Source organism: Flavobacterium sp. K77, from assembly GCF_021608205.1.
Classification (GTDB): Bacteria; Bacteroidota; Bacteroidia; order Flavobacteriales; family Flavobacteriaceae; genus Flavobacterium; species Flavobacterium turcicum.
Window position 1 is genome coordinate 12066 of the sequence record NZ_JAKIHO010000001.1, and the last position, 17547, is coordinate 29612.

Annotated in this window: 16 protein-coding genes; 13 read left to right on the top strand and 3 right to left on the bottom strand. The window is 37.1% G+C overall.

Annotated elements, in window-relative coordinates:
• Window positions 1-28: 28 nt before the first annotated feature.
• Complete coding sequence (locus L1S34_RS00055; protein ID WP_236361282.1) at window positions 29-430, bottom strand: Fur family transcriptional regulator; 402 nt, start codon at window positions 428-430, stop codon at window positions 29-31.
• An 88-nt stretch (window positions 431-518) separates the two neighbouring features.
• Between L1S34_RS00055 and L1S34_RS00060 the strand changes: the two genes are divergently transcribed.
• From L1S34_RS00060 to L1S34_RS00120, 13 genes are all read left to right on the top strand, one after another.
• Window positions 519-866 carry a MerC family mercury resistance protein gene (locus L1S34_RS00060; RefSeq protein ID WP_236361284.1) on the top strand — a complete coding sequence of 116 codons (348 nt, stop codon included), beginning with the start codon at window positions 519-521 and terminating at the stop codon, window positions 864-866.
• A gap of 173 nt (window positions 867-1039) precedes the next feature.
• Window positions 1040-1630: a type 1 periplasmic binding fold superfamily protein gene (locus L1S34_RS00065; protein WP_236361286.1), complete on the top strand. Its 591-nt coding sequence runs from the start codon at window positions 1040-1042 to the stop codon at window positions 1628-1630.
• Between the two features lie 29 nt (window positions 1631-1659).
• Entirely contained in the window at window positions 1660-2874 is a 1215-nt protein-coding gene (locus L1S34_RS00070) for a hypothetical protein (RefSeq protein WP_236361289.1), read from the top strand.
• A gap of 120 nt (window positions 2875-2994) precedes the next feature.
• A complete protein-coding gene (locus L1S34_RS00075) occupies window positions 2995-5256 on the top strand; it encodes a TonB-dependent receptor (RefSeq protein ID WP_236361295.1) in 2262 nt (753 codons plus the stop codon).
• Between the two features lie 31 nt (window positions 5257-5287).
• Complete coding sequence (locus L1S34_RS00080; protein ID WP_236361298.1) at window positions 5288-6439, top strand: lycopene cyclase family protein; 1152 nt, start codon at window positions 5288-5290, stop codon at window positions 6437-6439.
• Window positions 6440-6539: 100 nt separating this feature from the next.
• Window positions 6540-6950, top strand: coding sequence for a BrxA/BrxB family bacilliredoxin (locus L1S34_RS00085; RefSeq protein ID WP_086452817.1), 411 nt, complete (start codon window positions 6540-6542; stop codon window positions 6948-6950).
• Window positions 6951-7147: 197 nt separating this feature from the next.
• A complete protein-coding gene (locus tag L1S34_RS00090) occupies window positions 7148-7732 on the top strand; it encodes a hypothetical protein (RefSeq protein WP_236361301.1) in 585 nt (194 codons plus the stop codon).
• A 245-nt stretch (window positions 7733-7977) separates the two neighbouring features.
• Window positions 7978-9345: an oxygen-dependent tRNA uridine(34) hydroxylase TrhO gene (gene trhO / locus L1S34_RS00095; protein ID WP_236361304.1), complete on the top strand. Its 1368-nt coding sequence runs from the start codon at window positions 7978-7980 to the stop codon at window positions 9343-9345.
• Between the two features lie 185 nt (window positions 9346-9530).
• On the top strand, window positions 9531-10838 hold the full coding sequence (locus tag L1S34_RS00100; protein WP_236361306.1) for a PSP1 domain-containing protein: 1308 nt from the start codon (window positions 9531-9533) through the stop codon (window positions 10836-10838).
• The gene (locus tag L1S34_RS00105; protein WP_236361310.1) at window positions 10822-11301 is read left to right on the top strand and encodes a gliding motility lipoprotein GldH; all 480 of its coding nucleotides are present in this window, start codon (window positions 10822-10824) and stop codon (window positions 11299-11301) included. The genes L1S34_RS00100 and L1S34_RS00105 overlap by 17 nt, the downstream gene beginning before the upstream one ends.
• Before the next feature lie 9 nt (window positions 11302-11310).
• Window positions 11311-13620, top strand: coding sequence for a penicillin-binding protein 1A (locus L1S34_RS00110; RefSeq protein WP_166132560.1), 2310 nt, complete (start codon window positions 11311-11313; stop codon window positions 13618-13620).
• 161 nt (window positions 13621-13781) lie between these two features.
• Window positions 13782-14480: a CoA transferase subunit A gene (locus L1S34_RS00115; RefSeq protein WP_221915978.1), complete on the top strand. Its 699-nt coding sequence runs from the start codon at window positions 13782-13784 to the stop codon at window positions 14478-14480.
• A gap of 90 nt (window positions 14481-14570) precedes the next feature.
• Complete coding sequence (locus L1S34_RS00120; RefSeq protein WP_236361322.1) at window positions 14571-15230, top strand: 3-oxoacid CoA-transferase subunit B; 660 nt, start codon at window positions 14571-14573, stop codon at window positions 15228-15230.
• Window positions 15231-15301: 71 nt separating this feature from the next.
• Here the strand turns inward: L1S34_RS00120 and L1S34_RS00125 are convergent, their stop codons facing one another.
• Together L1S34_RS00125 and L1S34_RS00130 are read right to left on the bottom strand one after the other, a co-directional pair.
• The gene (locus tag L1S34_RS00125) at window positions 15302-15694 is read right to left on the bottom strand and encodes a hypothetical protein (protein ID WP_236361326.1); all 393 of its coding nucleotides are present in this window, start codon (window positions 15692-15694) and stop codon (window positions 15302-15304) included.
• 73 nt (window positions 15695-15767) lie between these two features.
• Window positions 15768-17369 carry a fumarate hydratase gene (locus L1S34_RS00130; protein ID WP_236361338.1) on the bottom strand — a complete coding sequence of 534 codons (1602 nt, stop codon included), beginning with the start codon at window positions 17367-17369 and terminating at the stop codon, window positions 15768-15770.
• Between the last annotated feature and the right edge of the window lie 178 nt (window positions 17370-17547).

The following is a 17547-nucleotide window of genomic DNA, read 5'->3' on the forward strand; positions in this document are numbered from 1 at the left end:
ATAAAAAATATTTTTAGACAAGTCTAAACTATAAAGAACAAGTTGGGCAAAGACCTGATAAGGTGAAATTAAAATCATGTACCAAATAATTATCAGGAAGACTAAATACGGGCTTTACCTCATCAAGGCAAGTCACTGCTAAACATTTAGTACAACTGAAATGGATGTGATTGTGCGTATGAGAATGTTCTACGTCATGATCGTGTTCATGCTCATGATGGCAACTTGCATACTTTATGGTACCGTCATGATTTACAATTTTATGAATCACATCCTCGGATACCAAACGATCCAAAACACGGTAAATAGTAACCCGATCGCATACGTTTTGACTTAACGCCTGAATTTCGGTATGTGATAAAGCCACTGCGGCATTTTTTATGATCTCTAAAATGGTTGTTTTTGCTGTGGTATTGCGGCTTGCTTTCATATTTTAAAATATATTAATGCAACGTTGTTGCATTTAGATAAAAACCATACATTTGCAACTTTATTGCATTAATCAAAGATACAAGAAAATGAAAAAATTAACAGCCTTAGCTCCAGATTTTTTGGGTGTAACTAGCGCTATTTTGTGTTTAGTCCATTGTTTAGCATTGCCTATACTGAGTATGTTTCCAGTAATGGTCAATCACAATCCCTATTTTGATTTACTATTTGCCTGCATTGGCCTTTGCGCAGCCATACCCGCACTGCGCGACGGGAAGACGATTGTTGCAGTCCTTTTAACCAGCTCGCTCGCCCTTCTATTCCTGAGTATTTTACTGGAAATCATTTTTAAAATCGATACCCCATTAATTTACATTGGTGCTTCAGGAATCATAGCGGCACACTTACTCAATTTTATAAACCAAAAACACACATGAAAAAATTACCCGTAACTGTATTAGCTAGGCTTTTGAACACGGGAAAACACTAACGTAATAAGGTAAAAAGAGAATATATTTATTTTATTGCAACTTTGTTGCGTTATTAAAAATAATAAATATATTTGCAACATAATTGCATTAACAGATTAAAAAATAAAACATCTTACTTCATGAAGAATCGAAAGCAGCACTTTTTTAAATTTTTTGCCCTTGTTTTTTCGACCTTAGTACTTAACTCCTGCTCCAATACTGACGATGTGGTTGCACCAGCGAATGAAGGAGAGTTCATCACAACTGTTAGGTTACAATTTGTACCAACCACAGTTGGAAAAACCATTGTACTTGAGTACAAAGACCTTGATGGCGAAGGAGCTAATGCACCACAAATTAGTATTAGCAGTCCTTTTGAGCGATCTAAAACCTATAATGGAAGTATAACATTTAGAGACGATTTAGCAATACCGGCAATAGATATTACACCTGAGATAATAGCTGAAGCTACCGAACACCAAATGTTTTTTCAAACAACAGGTACAGTGCAACCCTTTACCTATTCTAAAAATCCAAGCAATTTTGATAAAAATGGCAAGCCACTAGGGCTCGAGTTTACATTTACCACGACCACTGCAGCAAGTGGCACTTTGAGAGCCAGCTTACGACACGGACCGAACAAAAATGCCTCAAATGTAGCTCTAGGCGACATTACCAATGCCGGTGGCGCAACAGATATTGAAGTTGATTTTCCAATCACAGTAGAATAGTAATTTTTAAAACTAAATAAAAAACAATAATGAAAAAATCTTTAGCTTTTTTAGCAACGTTTGCAACCCTTGCTCTAGTCACACAATCCTGCTCGAATGACGACAACAACGATACAGTAGTTGACGAAAGCACAGCTGAATTCAAACACCTACGCGTCTTAATTTCAGATGAAACCACAACAGCACTAACCTTGGTAAATCCACTACAAGGCAACAGCATTTCATTTGAAGCCAAACACCCTAAATCAGCTTTATACACGAGTGCTTCTGGGCGTTTTGCAGGCATCATTCACCGCGAAAACAATTTAACAGAAACTTTCGATACTGGACTAGAGTTTCATGGTGATCATGTTGACATAAAAGGAACACCAAAATTTGGTGCTTTAACAGGTATTTCATCAAAGCCAACACACTTTAAAAGTAATTTTGGAGAAATCCTAACCTTCAATGATGGTGATGGTACATTAACAGTAGGTCTAGAGTCAGAAATCCACAAAAATGGCGCTACAATGAAAACCATTACTACCGGATTAAGAGCGCATCATGGTGCTATGGCTGTTTTTGCGAATGGCACATATGCTATTACTGAAAAAGACAATTCTATTCCTGGAACACTTCCTGAGCGAGTAAAAATAATTGACAAAACTGGTAAAGAATTATTTGCCTCTACTATTGCAACCAAAGGAATACATGGCAATGCAGCATATGGTGATCAAGCTGTTTTTGGTTCGGCAAGCGGGATTTTGGTGGTAAAAAACAATGGAGAACAAAGTTTAATTCCACATCCTGAAGGTTTTGGAACTGCATGGTTTGGAACAATACTTGAAACCAACACCAAAGGCAAATTTGTTGGGTATACCGCTGCAAAAGGTGCGTACTTGATCGATGTTATTGCTAAAACAGTTAAACCAATAATTGAAAATACCGATATCATGCAATGTAAAGTAAGCTACGACAATAGTAAACTTGGCATCTTATTGCATTCAGGAAATTTTATTTCGTACGACTTAAATACACTCACTGTAGCTGCAACTGAAAGAAATATCATTGCGCCAACTTTAAAAACAGCAACGCAAAAACCACAAATGGAATTCACGCAGCGATTTGTTTATATCACTGCACCTGCAACAGGCGAGTTATGGATGGCCAACATTAAAAATAATAATGACATTAAAAAAATAAAAGTATCAAACACACCATTTCGTCTCACTTTAATGGGATTCGAAAACAATGGCGACCATTAAATAAGTTTATAAATCCCTATAGTTTTGGTTAATTTGGGGGAACTAAGCGGTTTGTTTTTAAACAAATCGCTTTTTTAATAAATTATTTTTTAGCTTTGTCTAAATTTATATTTTTATAAAATGAAAAATACAATTGTAATAAGCATGCTGTTGCTATTTTTTATCGGCTACAGCCAAAACAAAAAAAGCCTATCGGGAATGGTAAGCTCTAACAATCAACCGATACTTGGCGCAAAAGTTACCTTGCAAAAAACCACTTTTGTCACTCAAACCGATAGTTTAGGACAGTATTTTTTTTCTGAAATTCCAAATGGTAATTACACCATTCAAGTAATAGCAAACGGTTTTCAAACAAAAAACAAAAACGTCAACATAAAAGATGAGCAAGAAATTATACTTAATTTTGCACTTGAAAATACTGAAAATCAACTTGATGAAGTAGTAGTTTCAGGCACACTAAAACCCGTTAAAAGGTTAGAAAATCCTGTTCCTGTTGAGATTATTTCGGCGACTTTTTTAAAACAAAACCCAACCAGCAATGTCTTGGATGCCTTGCAAAACGTAAATGGTTTACGACCTCAAAACAATTGCAATGTGTGTAATACTGGCGACATTCGCATTAACGGACTTGACGGCCCGTACACCATGGTAACTATTGATGGGATGCCTATTGTAAGCGCTCTCGGTACCGTTTACGGCCTTTCAGGCATTCCAAATGCCATGATTGATAAAATAGAAGTAGTAAAAGGCGCGGCATCTACGCTGTATGGCAGTGAGGCAGTAGGCGGTTTAATTAACATTATTACTAAAAAACCGTTTGCAGTTCCTTTATTTACAGCCGATGTTTTTACTACATCTTGGCTCGAAACGAATGTTGACCTTGGTTATAAAGCCAATATTGGCTCCAAGGCTACAGCTCTATTTGGTGTAAATTATTTCACTTACAACAATCCCATTGACAACAACAAAGACAATTTTACCGATGTTTCTTTGCAAAACAGAGCTTCTTTTTTCTCTAAAATAAACATCAACAGAGCTTCTAAAAAAGAATTTAGCCTTGTATCTCGATACCTTTATGAAGACCGCTGGGGCGGAGAAATGCAATGGAACAAGAGTTTTAGAGGCGGAGACCAAGTGTATGGCGAAAGCATTTACACTTCGCGTTATGAATTTTTGGGGAAATACGAGCTACCCGTAGCCGAAAAAATGTATTTTCAATTTTCGGTTATTGGCCACGACCAAAACTCCGTTTATGGCAACTCTACTTTTTTAGCCAATCAGAAAATAGCATTTGGCCAATTCATTTGGGACAAAAACTGGAATAACCACTCCGTACTTTTTGGTACGGCATTTCGATATCAATTTTACAATGACAACACGCCCGCAACGGCAACAGCAAATCATTCTAAAATTTACAGTGCTTTTGCTCAAGATGAAATCACCCACAACGAAAAAACCAGCACGCTTATTGGCTTACGTTATGATTACAATGACAATCACGGTTCCATTTTTACACCGCGTTTTGCATTTAAATTCAAACCAACACCAACAGATATCTTACGATTCAATTTTGGATCGGGTTTTAGAATTGTCAACCTTTTTACCGAAGATCATCAAGCTTTATCAGGCGCTCGAGAAGTCGTGATACAATCTAACCTCAAACCAGAAACCTCATACAACCTAAACTTAAATTACCTAAAAAAATTCAAATTGACCAATGCGGGCGTAGTTAATCTTGAATTGGCGTCTTGGTACACTTATTTCACCAACCGAATTTTTGCAAATTACGACATCAACCCGAATCAAATAATTTATGATAATTTAAACGGCAACTCCACTATTTTCGGACTCAGCGCCAATGCTGATTGGGTTAGCCCGTTTGGACTCAAAGCTAACATTGGGACTAGCTACTTTGATGCCATGACAACACAAGACGGTGTTAGTTTGAGGCCACTATTTACAGAAAGATATTCTGTGAGTTGGGGATTTAGTTATGATATTCCGAACTGGTTTTTATCTTTAGATTTTACAGGAAATCTTACTGGACCGATGCGTTTGCCTTTGCTAAGCGAACTTGATCCGCGTCGCGAAATTTCTAGACCGTACAGTATTCAGAATATACAAATGACTTTCAAAAAAATTCATAATCTAGAGTTGTACGCTGGTGTTAAAAACCTACTTAATTGGACACCCAATCGTGAAAATCCGTTCTTGATAGCACGCGCCAATGATCCTTTTGATAAAAATGTTCAAGTTGATAATTCAGGAGCGATAATCCCTACGGCTGATAATCCATTTGCACTCACTTTTGACCCAACCTATGCCTACGGACCTAATCAAGGGAGACGCTTTTTTATAGGTCTGCGTTATCATTTTGATTAATTTTTTGCTCTTAAAGTTGTATTTTTGAGCCATGAAACATTACGATTATATTTTTACTGGCGCGGGACTTTCGGCTTTAATGACGGTTTACAAAATGGTTCAATCAGGATCTTTTGCAGATAAAAGTATTTTGTTACTGGATGAAAACTCCAAAAAAACCAATGATAGAACCTGGTGTTTCTGGAAAACAACCGATTCACTTTGGGAACCAGCTATTTCTAAAAAATGGGATTCGGCTTTGTTTGCCAATGCAGTTTTTCGCAGGGATTTAGACTTGCAACCGTATCACTACAATATGGTGAAAGGACTTGATTTTTACAACCAAGTTTTTGATTTGCTTTCGAAACAAGCAAACGTCACTTTCTTGAATCAGAAAGTCATGACTATTGAAGAATCTGAAACTATAATTTTGGTACAAACGGAAAGCGAATCTTTTTCGTGCGCGAAATTATTCAATAGTATTTACCACAGACAAAAGGCAGAAAATCAGAAAAAATATCCTGTTCTACAACAGCATTTTATAGGTTGGTTTATCAAAAGTGAGCAAGCTGTTTTCAATAATGAGCAAGCCACGTTCATGGATTTTTCGGTAGCACAAAAAGGAAATACTCGTTTTATGTACGTGTTGCACACCTCTAAAACCGAAGCTTTACTGGAATACACTTTGTTTTCGCACCAACATTTAAAAAAAGAAGAATACGAAAACGAAATACAACAATATATCGAAAAACTAGGAATTACGAACTATGAAATTGTTGAAAAAGAACAAGGCAGCATCCCGATGACCTGTTATCCTTTTTGGAAATCGAATACTAAAAACGTGATCAACATTGGTACCTCTGGCGGATGGACCAAGGCGAGTACGGGTTATACTTTCAAAAATTCCGATAAAAAATCAAGTAAATTGGTAGCTTTTTTACAAAGAGAAACCGACTTTACTAAATTTCATAAAAAAACCAAATTCTGGTGGTATGATTTGCTTTTGTTGGACATTTTAGATAGAAAAAACGAATTGGGTTCGCACATTTTTTCTTCGATGTTCAAAAAAGGAAATCCAGCGGTGATCTTTAAATTTTTAGATGAGGAAACCTCGCTAAAAGAAGATATTCAGGTGATTTTAAAATGTCCGAAAATGTTGTTTATCAAAGCCATTTTTCACGTGGCCGCCAAAGCCCTAAAATAACAATCAAACTATAACAAAACTTTATAATTGAAGTTCTGTTCTTGAATGTAAACTTTGTAACTTTGCAGGACTTAATTACTAATGATTTAAAATAAAAGATATGTATCCAGAAGAAATGGTAAAACCAATGCAAGCAGAACTTACTGCAGCAGGTTTTCAAGATTTACATAGTGCAGAAGCAGTAGAAAACGCATTAAAAGCAGAAGGAACAACGCTTGTAGTTGTAAACTCGGTTTGTGGTTGTGCTGCGCGTAATGCACGCCCAGGAGCAAAAATGAGTTTAGAAGGTGGTAAAAAACCAGATCAATTAATTACTGTTTTTGCAGGAGTTGACAAAGATGCTGTTGATGCTGCAAGACAACACATGTTCCCTTTTCCTCCATCATCGCCAAGTATGGCTTTGTTCAAAAACGGAGAATTAGTACACATGCTAGAGCGTCACCACATTGAAGGTCGCCCAGCAGAACTAATTGCTGAAAACCTAAAAGACGCTTTCAACGAGTATTGCTAATACTTGACAAAGTATAAAATTTAAAACCACGTTTCGGCGTGGTTTTTTTATTTGGAGCTATTTCCAGCTATTCGTTTCAATCTTTTTCCCCGCTAAAAAGCGGTTAAAAAAGGATTTCCACTGCTATCTGGGCTAGAAGATATTTTGTGCTAAAAAGATGTGTATATTTGATAGTTCTCCATAGCTATAAGCCATTTATGAAAAACCATTTCTTATTAAAAATATTCCTTTTCTTTTTACCATTCACTTTTTGGGGACAAAACAATTTAATCATAAAATCTTCTGTACACACTCAAAAATTTATTAGTAAGCTACGAAATGCAAAAATTGATACGATAATCATTTATAATAAATATTGTACAGGCTGCGAGACAACTTCAATAAATGAAGAACCAATGTATGAAGAGGGTTTTCTGAATACACACATTATTTGGTTAAAAAATGGAAAAGCCTTTACGAAAAAGTTTATATCTCCGAATATTGATGAAAAAGAAAATCAAATAAAAATCATTGACTTTCTAAATTACTTCTATGAACATAAGAAAGAATTAAACTCTAAAAAAGAATATTTTAAGAAACATAAATTTTTTCCACCAAACCCTGTGCATGATTATTACGAAGAACTTATATTTACTACAAAAAAAGATAAAGAATTAATATTATTATCTGAACATCAAAAATCTGATGAATTTTGGCATAAATTTTCATGGATACCGACATCAAGGAAAATAATGGAGTTAATACGAAATGAACTCAACCAAAAAATCAACTCTGAAAACTGAATTTTCTACTTACCACAACTCCCCTAGCCCAGATGGAAACGGCATCCTGTTGTGGCGGGGTTCGCCACAACAGATATAGTGAACAGCTGGAAATAGCTCCTAAAAAAAATAAACAATTAATACTTAAAGGAAAGTTAAGAATCTGTTTATTGATTGCGGACCTTAGTCCCTTCAAAACTTTGCGCCTCTGAACCTTTTTGCCTACTTTTGCAAAAAATACATTTCTCACTTAAACTGTTTATAGCATGCAACTGTACAACACCTTAAGCGCAGAGGAAAGAGCCATCATGATTGATGATGCCGGAAAACAAAGACTCACTTTGTCATTCTATGCTTATGCGCAAATTCAAGATCCCACTCAATTTCGAAACGATTTGTTCCGTGCTTGGAATCCTTTAGATGTTTTAGGCCGAATTTATGTAGCCAAAGAAGGAATCAATGCACAATTATCATTGCCTGCTGATAATTTTTATGCCTTCAAAGACACAGTTGAAGCATACGATTTCATGAAAGGAATGCGCTTGAATATTGCGGTGGAGCATGACGATCACTCGTTTTTGAAACTGACGATTAAGGTGCGTGACAAAATTGTTGCCGATGGTTTGAACGATGAAACTTTTGATGTAACCAACATAGGTGTGCACCTAAAAGCGAAAGAATTCAACGAAATTTTAGACGATCCTAACACAATTGTAGTCGATTTTAGAAACCATTACGAGAGTGAAATTGGCTATTTTAAAGGCGCCATCACTCCTGATGTAGATACGTTTAGAGAGTCGTTGCCAATTATTAATGAGCAATTAAAGGACTTTAAAGAAGATAAAAACTTGGTGATGTATTGCACTGGAGGAATTCGTTGCGAAAAAGCATCGGCTTACTTTAAACACCAAGGTTTTAAGAATGTTTTTCAGCTGGAAGGTGGTATTATCAACTACGCCAAGCAAATAAAAGAAGAAAATCTAGAGAGCAAATTTATAGGTAAAAACTTTGTTTTTGACCACCGTTTGGGCGAACGCATTACAGATGATATTGTTTCGCAATGCCATCAATGTGGTGCGCCTTGTGATGTGCATACCAATTGCGAAAACGAAGGTTGTCACTTGCTTTTTATTCAGTGTGATTCTTGCAAAGAAAAAATGCAAGGTTGTTGTTCGGTTGAATGTGTGACTGTAATTCACTTACCTGAAGAGGAGCAAAAAGCCATTCGAAGAGGAATAAAAAACGGAAATAAGATTTTCAAAAAAGGAAAATCAGACAAGTTGCTTTTTAAAAATAATACAGATCCGTTAGCGGCTATTCCTGATTTGACTGAATTGGCAAAAAGAAAACCGATTGCAAAAAAAGTAGTAAAAATCAAGAAAGAATATTTGGGTAAAGGCGCTCACTTTTTCCCAAAATCAAACATTGGTCAGTTTTTAATTGAAGAAAATGAGTTGAAAATTGGCGATAATGTAATGATAAAAGGCAGCACTACCGGAGAACAAATTTTAACCATTGAGGAAATGATGGTGAACGGAACGGCGCAACAAAAAGCTATTGCTGGAGATACTTGTACTTTCAAATTGCCTTTCAGAATTCGGTTATCAGACAAACTATACCGCATTGTAGAGTAACTCAACTGCCGTAAAGCAAACAAAACCAACCCATTGCAACGCCATTTGCAGTGGGTTTTTTAGTATAATTTTATGAGTGATTGCTCCAAATTGGCGTTGTTGCATAAAATTAAAAAATACTATCTTTACAAATTAAACGTTTTAAGAACTTAAGTTGTGCTTGTCACAACACTACATATACGATTATGGCATGTACAAGTTGTTCAACCTCTGATGGTGGCGCACCAAAGGGTTGCAAAAATAATGGGACTTGCGGCACCGATAGCTGCAATAAATTGACGGTTTTTGATTGGCTTTCGAATATGAGTTTGCCTAACGGCGAAGCCCCTTTTGACTGTGTGGAGGTACGTTTCAAAAACGGTCGTAAAGAATTTTACCGCAATACTGAAAAACTTACTTTGAGCATTGGTGATATTGTTGCTACGGTAGCATCACCTGGTCACGACATCGGTATTGTTACTTTAACAGGAGAGTTGGTTCGTATTCAAATGAAGAAAAAAGGAGCCAACCCAAACAGCAATGAAATTCCAAAAATTTACCGTAAAGCATCTCAAAAAGATATTGATATTTGGTCTGCAGCTCGTGACCGCGAAGAGCCAATGAAGGTTCGCGCACGTGAATTGGCAATTGCTCAAAAACTTGAAATGAAAATTTCGGATATTGAATTTCAAGGAGATGGATCAAAAGCTACGTTTTATTACACCGCAAACGATCGAATCGATTTTAGAGCATTAATCAAAGATTTTGCTAAAGAATTCAGCACCCGTATTGAAATGAAACAAGTAGGTTTCCGTCAAGAAGCAGCTCGTTTGGGCGGAATTGGCTCTTGCGGAAGAGAGTTGTGTTGCTCAACTTGGTTGACTGATTTTAGAAGTGTAAATACCTCAGCAGCGCGTTACCAACAACTGTCCTTGAACCCTCAAAAACTAGCAGGGCAATGTGGCAAACTGAAATGTTGCTTGAACTATGAGCTAGACACTTACATGGATGCTTTGAAGCATTTTCCTGATTTTGAAACAAAATTAAGCACCGAAAAAGGGGATGCTATTTGCCAAAAACAAGATATTTTCAAAGGATTGATGTGGTTTGCCTATACCAACAATTTCTCGAACTGGCACGTTTTAAAAATAGACCAAGTCAAAGAAATTATTGCTGAGAATAAGCTCAAAAATAAAGTTTCATCTCTTGAAGATTATGCGATTGAGGTTATTGTAGAGCCGGAGAAAAACTTTAACAATGCCATGGGTCAAGAAAGTTTAACGCGATTTGACCAACCAAAAGGCAAGAAAAAGAACAACCGCAAGCGTAAACCAAATCCGGAGAACGCTATTGTTGCCAACGGAGCACCTAAACCACCACGCCCAAAAAACAACAATAACAAACCACAAAACGCAAACAAACCAGCCAATACCAACAAGCCAGCACCTGCTGACAAGAAACCGGCAGGCCCTAGAAAACCTATAATTATTACTAAAAATGTGGATAAAAAATAGTGCATTTTTTTTATTAGCAGTCATACTTCTTGGCTCTTGTGACGAGAAAAGAAGTTTTGACGAATATAAATCTGTCGGTCCAGCTTGGCACAAAGACAGTACCGTAACCTTTGCTATTCCGGCTCTTGACTCGACCAAGAGATACAACTTGTTTGTCAACTTAAGAGCGAACAACAACTACCAATACAACAATTTGTTTTTGATTGTTGCTATGGAATTACCTAACGGATTTACAAAAGTAGACACGTTGGAATATGAAATGGCCGATGTTGATGGTACACTTTTGGGTGATGGATTTTCGGATGTGAAAGAAAGTAAACTCTTTTATAAAGAAAACGTCCGACTACGTTCAAAATACAAAGTACATATCAAACAAGCAGTTCGCGAAAACGGAAAAGTTCCAGGAGTTACAGCACTTAACGGAATTACAGATGTAGGTTTTAGAATCGAAAAAAAAGAATAAAATAGTTTTATGGCAATCAAAAAAAATAACACTAGCACAAAAAGCGAGATTAAAGACGTCGCTTACTACCAAAAGAAATTTTGGAAAATTTTCTTTATCGGATTAGGGAGTATTGGTTTATTCTTCCTATTTGCCTCTTGGGGACTTTTTGGCTCTATGCCATCATTTGAGGATTTAGAAAATCCAGATTCTAACTTAGCCACCGAAGTCATCTCTGCTGACGGAGTAGTTATTGGAAAATATTTCGAAAAAAACAGATCGCAATTAAAGTATTCTGATTTACCAAAAAACCTAGTTCAAGCCCTTGTTGCTACTGAGGATGCTCGTTTTTATGATCACTCTGGTATTGACGGTCGTGGTACCCTTAGAGCTATTTTTAGCCTAGGAACTAGCGGTGGAGCGAGTACGTTGACACAACAACTTGCCAAACAATTATTTCACGGGGAAGGTTCAAAGTTTCTTCCTTTTCGAATTGTACAAAAAATAAAGGAATGGATTATTGCTATTCGTTTAGAAAGACAATACACTAAAAATGAAATTATTGCCATGTATTGCAACGTATATGACTTTGGAAACAATTCAGTTGGAGTAAGTTCTGCTGCCAAAACGTATTTTTCTAAGGAGCCAAAAGACTTAACCATAAGTGAGTCGGCAATATTAGTGGGAATGTTCAAAAACTCTGGTTTGTACAATCCTGTCCGCAATCCGCAAGGTGTAAAAAACCGTCGTAATGTGGTTCTTTTGCAAATGCAAAAAGCCGATATCATTTCGGAAAACGAAAAAGTAAGATTACAAAGTTTACCAATTAAATTGAACTTTAAACTCGAAACTCACAAAGACGGAACTGCAACTTATTTTAGAGAATATTTGCGTGATTACATGAAAAAATGGGTAGAAGAGAATAAAAAACCAGACGGATCAGATTACGATATTTACAAAGATGGTCTTAAAATTTACACTACCATCGATTCAAGAATGCAGTTGCACGCTGAAGAAGCTGTAAAAGCGCACATGGCCAACTTGCAAGAGGAGTTTTTTAACCAATCAAAGGACAACAAAAATGCGCCTTTTGTTAACATTTCTGCTGTAGAAACGCAAAAAATTATCAACCAAGCTATGAAATCTTCTAGCCGTTGGTCGGTAATGAAATCAATGGATAAAACCGATGACGAAATCATAAAATCTTTTAGCGAAAAGACCAAAATGAAAGTCTTTACCTGGAAAGGCGAGCGCGATACCATCATGACTCCGCTTGATTCTATTCGTTACTACAAACACTTTTTACAATCAGGATTGATGGCTATGGAGCCACAAACCGGAAACATCAAAGCTTGGGTAGGCGGTATTAATTACAAATATTTCCAGTACGATCACGTAGGTCAAGGAGCTAGACAAGTAGGATCTACCTTTAAACCGTTCGTTTATGCTACAGCAATCGAACAGTTGAATATGTCACCTTGCGACTCAATTGTGGATGGTCCGTTCATGATTCGTAAAGGGCGTCACCACGTAACCGAAGATTGGGAACCTAAAAACTCTGATAACAAATACCGCGGAATGGTAACCTTAAAAAGAGGTTTGGCCAACTCGATCAATACTGTATCGGCAAAATTAATTGACAAAGTTGGTCCTGAAGCTGTTATCGATTTAACGCATAAGCTAGGAGTAAAATCAGAGATTGTAACGCAACCATCGATTGCCTTAGGAGCGGTAGAAATCACCGTACAAGACATGGTAGCTGCTTACAGCACATTTGCTAATCAAGGAGTTTATGTAAAACCACAATTCATCACCAAAATTGAAGATAAAAGCGGTGTTGTAATATACGAGCCTATTCCAGAATCACACGATGTACTGAATAAAGACATTGCATACGCTGTTGTAAAATTATTGGAAGGCGTAACCGAAGGCGGTTCAGGTGACCGTTTGCGTACCACTGGAGGTGGGAATGGAGACAACCGTTGGACAGGTTATCCATATGCTTTTAGAAACCCAATTGCAGGAAAAACAGGAACTACACAAAATCAATCGGACGGTTGGTTTATGGGAATGGTACCTAACTTAGTAACCGGAGTTTGGGTAGGTTGCGAAGACCGTTCGGCACGTTTCAAGAGTATTACTTACGGTCAAGGAGCAACAGCTGCTTTGCCAGTTTGGGGTTATTTCATGAAATTATGTTACGAAGATCCAGCGCTCAAAGTATCCAAAGAACCTTTTGAAAGACCGGCTAACTTATCTATCAAAGTAGATTGTTATGTACCGAAAAAAGTAGTAGACACGACTGCTGTAGAGCAAGATACAGAAGAATTTGAATTGTAAAATTTTCTTTTGGAGCTAATCCAGCTATACGTTGCAATCTTTTTAAAAGCGATGAAAAATCGCTTTTAAAAAGGATTTCCACTATTATCTGGGCTAGGGCAATCGTATTTAAAACTCAATTCATCAATAGATTAAAATTCGATAAATAGCACCTTATTTTTATGATTAACAAAAAAGTAAATACCGTTCAAGATGCACTTCAAGGCATTGAAAATGGCATGACTATCATGCTAGGCGGTTTTGGATTATGCGGTATTCCAGAAAATAGTATTGCCGAATTGGTTCAAAAAAACGTAACCGATTTAACCTGTATTTCGAACAATGCCGGTGTAGATGATTTTGGTCTTGGATTGCTTTTGCAAAAGCGCCAAATAAAAAAAATGATCTCATCGTATGTGGGTGAAAATGCCGAGTTTGAACGTCAGATGCTTTCAGGCGAGCTAGAAGTGGAATTGACTCCTCAAGGAACTTTGGCAGAAAAATGCCGTGCTGCACAAGCCGGAATTCCTGCGTTTTTTACACCTGCAGGTTACGGTACTGAAGTAGCCGAAGGAAAAGAAGTTCGCGAATTTAATGGCAAAATGCACATCATGGAACTCGCTTACAAAGCCGACTTTGCTATTGTAAAAGCATGGAAAGGTGACGAAGCAGGTAATTTAATTTTTAAAGGAACTGCGCGAAACTTTAACTCTAGCATGGCTGGAGCAGCAAAAATTACTATTGCCGAAGTAGAAGAACTTTTGCCCGTAGGCGCATTAGACCCCAATGAAATTCACATTCCAGGAATTATGGTACAACGCATTTTTCAAGGAGAAACGTTTGAAAAAAGAATTGAACAACGAACTGTGAGACAAAAGTAATATTCAGTTTGCAAAGAATTATATGGACTTCATTTTATGATTTAAGAATACTCAAATTATAAAAACCTTACCAGTTTCAAAAATAAAATTATGGCTTTAACAAAAGAAGATATAGCAAGAAGAATTGCCAAAGAAGTACAAGACGGCTATTATGTTAACCTAGGAATTGGAATTCCTACCTTGGTGGCTAATTATGTTCGTACTGATATTTCGGTTGAATTTCAAAGTGAAAATGGCGTTTTAGGCATGGGACCATTCCCGTTTGCAGGAGAAGAAGATGCCGACATCATTAACGCCGGAAAACAAACTATAACTACCTTGCCAGGCGCATCATTTTTTGACTCCGCTTTGAGTTTCGGCATGATACGTTCTCAAAAAGTAGATTTAACCATTCTTGGCGCTATGGAAGTGGCCGAAAATGGCGACATCGCCAACTGGAAAATTCCAGGTAAAATGGTAAAAGGTATGGGCGGCGCAATGGATTTAGTGGCTTCTGCCGAAAATATCATTGTAGCCATGATGCACGTAAACAAAGCAGGTGAATCAAAAATCCTTAAAAAATGCTCTTTGCCCTTAACGGGCGTAGGTTGCGTTAAAAAGGTAGTAACCGAGCTTGCGGTACTAGAGGTTACCCCGGCAGGTTTTAAGCTTTTAGAGCGCGCGCCAGGTGTTACAGTGGAACACATCATCGCTTCTACCGAGGCTAACTTGATAATTGAAGGTGATATTCCTGAAATGGATATCAACTAATAGACATCAAATCCTATAAAAAAACCTCAAATGCGCTCCATTTGAGGTTTTTTTATGACTTTTAAGTACTCCTATTTATTTTCTAAATATTCGGTTAGCGTTGTTGCTGCATGTGTGAAACTAGGAAATTGCTCCACCATACTTACCGCTCTTTTTTTATTTAATTTGTAGGTCAAATCAAACTCTGTTGTAAACAAAATTGCTGACAAAAACGGATTATTGACAAAGGGCAATAAACGATCAAATGCGCTGTCTATGGAGTGAATTTCGAATAATTCTTCTTGCTGAAATTTAAACTTAACCTCCAATTGTAAATCATTTTCCACCACTACTGGCCGTACATAAATATTCATCAATAAAGTGTTCCCAATGGTTTTAGCCAGCGTTAATTTGGCAAAAGTACCATCCTGCAAACTTGCTTTAACCTTGGAATAAAACTCAGAAAATGTTTCTTGAAATGACATAAAATTAGATTTATGAAGCAAAAAAACCGCACAAACATTCACGCTTGTGCGGTTTATAGTTTGCTTTTATTAATTACAAATTATTGAAAAAATCGTTCCCTTTATCATCAGTAATAATGAAGGCTGGGAAATTTTTTACTGTTATTTTTCGAACTGCTTCCATACCTAACTCTTCAAAGTCAACTACTTCTACTTTCAAGATGTTGTCTTGAGCAAGAATGGCAGCAGGACCTCCAATAGAGCCTAAATAAAAACCACCGTAGGTTTTACAAGCATTCATCACTTGTGGCGTTCTATTTCCTTTAGCAAGCATAATCATACTTCCACCAGCTTTTTGAAATTCTTCTACGTAAACATCCATTCTTCCAGCCGTGGTTGGACCAAAACTACCTGATGGCATTCCGTCTGGAGTTTTTGCTGGTCCCGCATAATACACCGGATGATTTTTAAAATATTCTGGCATTGGTTTACCTGCATCCAAAAGTTCTTTGATTTTAGCATGTGCAATATCACGCGCTACAATCAAAGTTCCGTTCAGTTTCAAACGCGTTTTAATTGGATATTGTGATAACTTTTTAAGAATATCCGCCATCGGTTGGTTCAAATCAATCTCTACAGCAGGTTCTAAATGTGGCGGAGTTGCAGGCAATAAACGCCCAGGATTCACCTCAAGTTGTTCTACAAAAATACCTTCTTTGGTAATTTTTCCCTTTATATTTCTATCGGCAGAGCACGAAACTCCTAAACCTACAGGGCAAGACGCGGCATGACGTGGTAAACGAATTACACGTACATCATGCGTGAAGTATTTCCCACCAAACTGCGCTCCAATGGCACTTTCTTGGCAAATTTGTTGCACTCTTTGCTCCCATTCTAAATCACGGAATGCTTGACCAGCCATGTTTCCTGTAGTTGGCAAGTGATCGTAATAACCCGCTGATGCTTTCTTAACAGCAGCCAAATTAGCCTCGGCAGAAGTACCGCCGAATACAAACGCTAAGTGATATGGCGGACAAGCAGAAGTTCCTAAATCCATAATTTTTGCACGTACAAAAGCGTCCATTGACTTTTCGTTCAAAAGGGATTTCGTTTGTTGGTACAAATAGGTTTTATTGGCAGAACCGCCCCCTTTTGCTAAAAACAAAAACTCGTACGTATTTCCTTTTTTGGCATAAATATCAATTTGAGCCGGAAGATTAGAACCTGAATTCTTTTCTTCGAACATACTGATCGGCACAATTTGAGAATAACGCAGGTTTTTTTCTTGGTAGGTGTTGAAAATCCCTTTTGAAAGCCACTCGGCATCATCCACACCTGTGTATACGTTTTCTCCTTTTTTTGCCACTACAATTGCAGTTCCGGTGTCTTGACACGATGGCAATTGACCATCAATGGCAACCGCAGCATTTTGCAATAAATTATACGCAACAAAACGGTCATTATCTGTCGCTTCCGGATCATCCAAAATAGCACGTAATTTTTCTAAGTGTGAAGTACGAAGCATAAAAGAAACGTCTTTCATAGCTTCTTGCGAAAGCAACTCCAAACCTTTTGGATCAACAGTAAGGATTTCTCTATCGCCCAGCTGTTCTACTTTTACGTAGTCTGAAGATATTTTTCTGTATTGTGTATCGTCTTTTAAAATAGGATAAGGATCCTGATAAATAAAGTCCATGGTGTAATGTTTTTACAAAGATAAAATAGTTGGTGTAAGTTTAAAAGTTACTCAAAAAGCAACGCTAAACTACTACGTTAAAATACTTGTTAGTAAAAAAAGAATTAGCAAACCGATGGCGATGTATTTGGTATATTTTGACATTGTGATATGAATTTAAAAAATTATTGAATCCCTC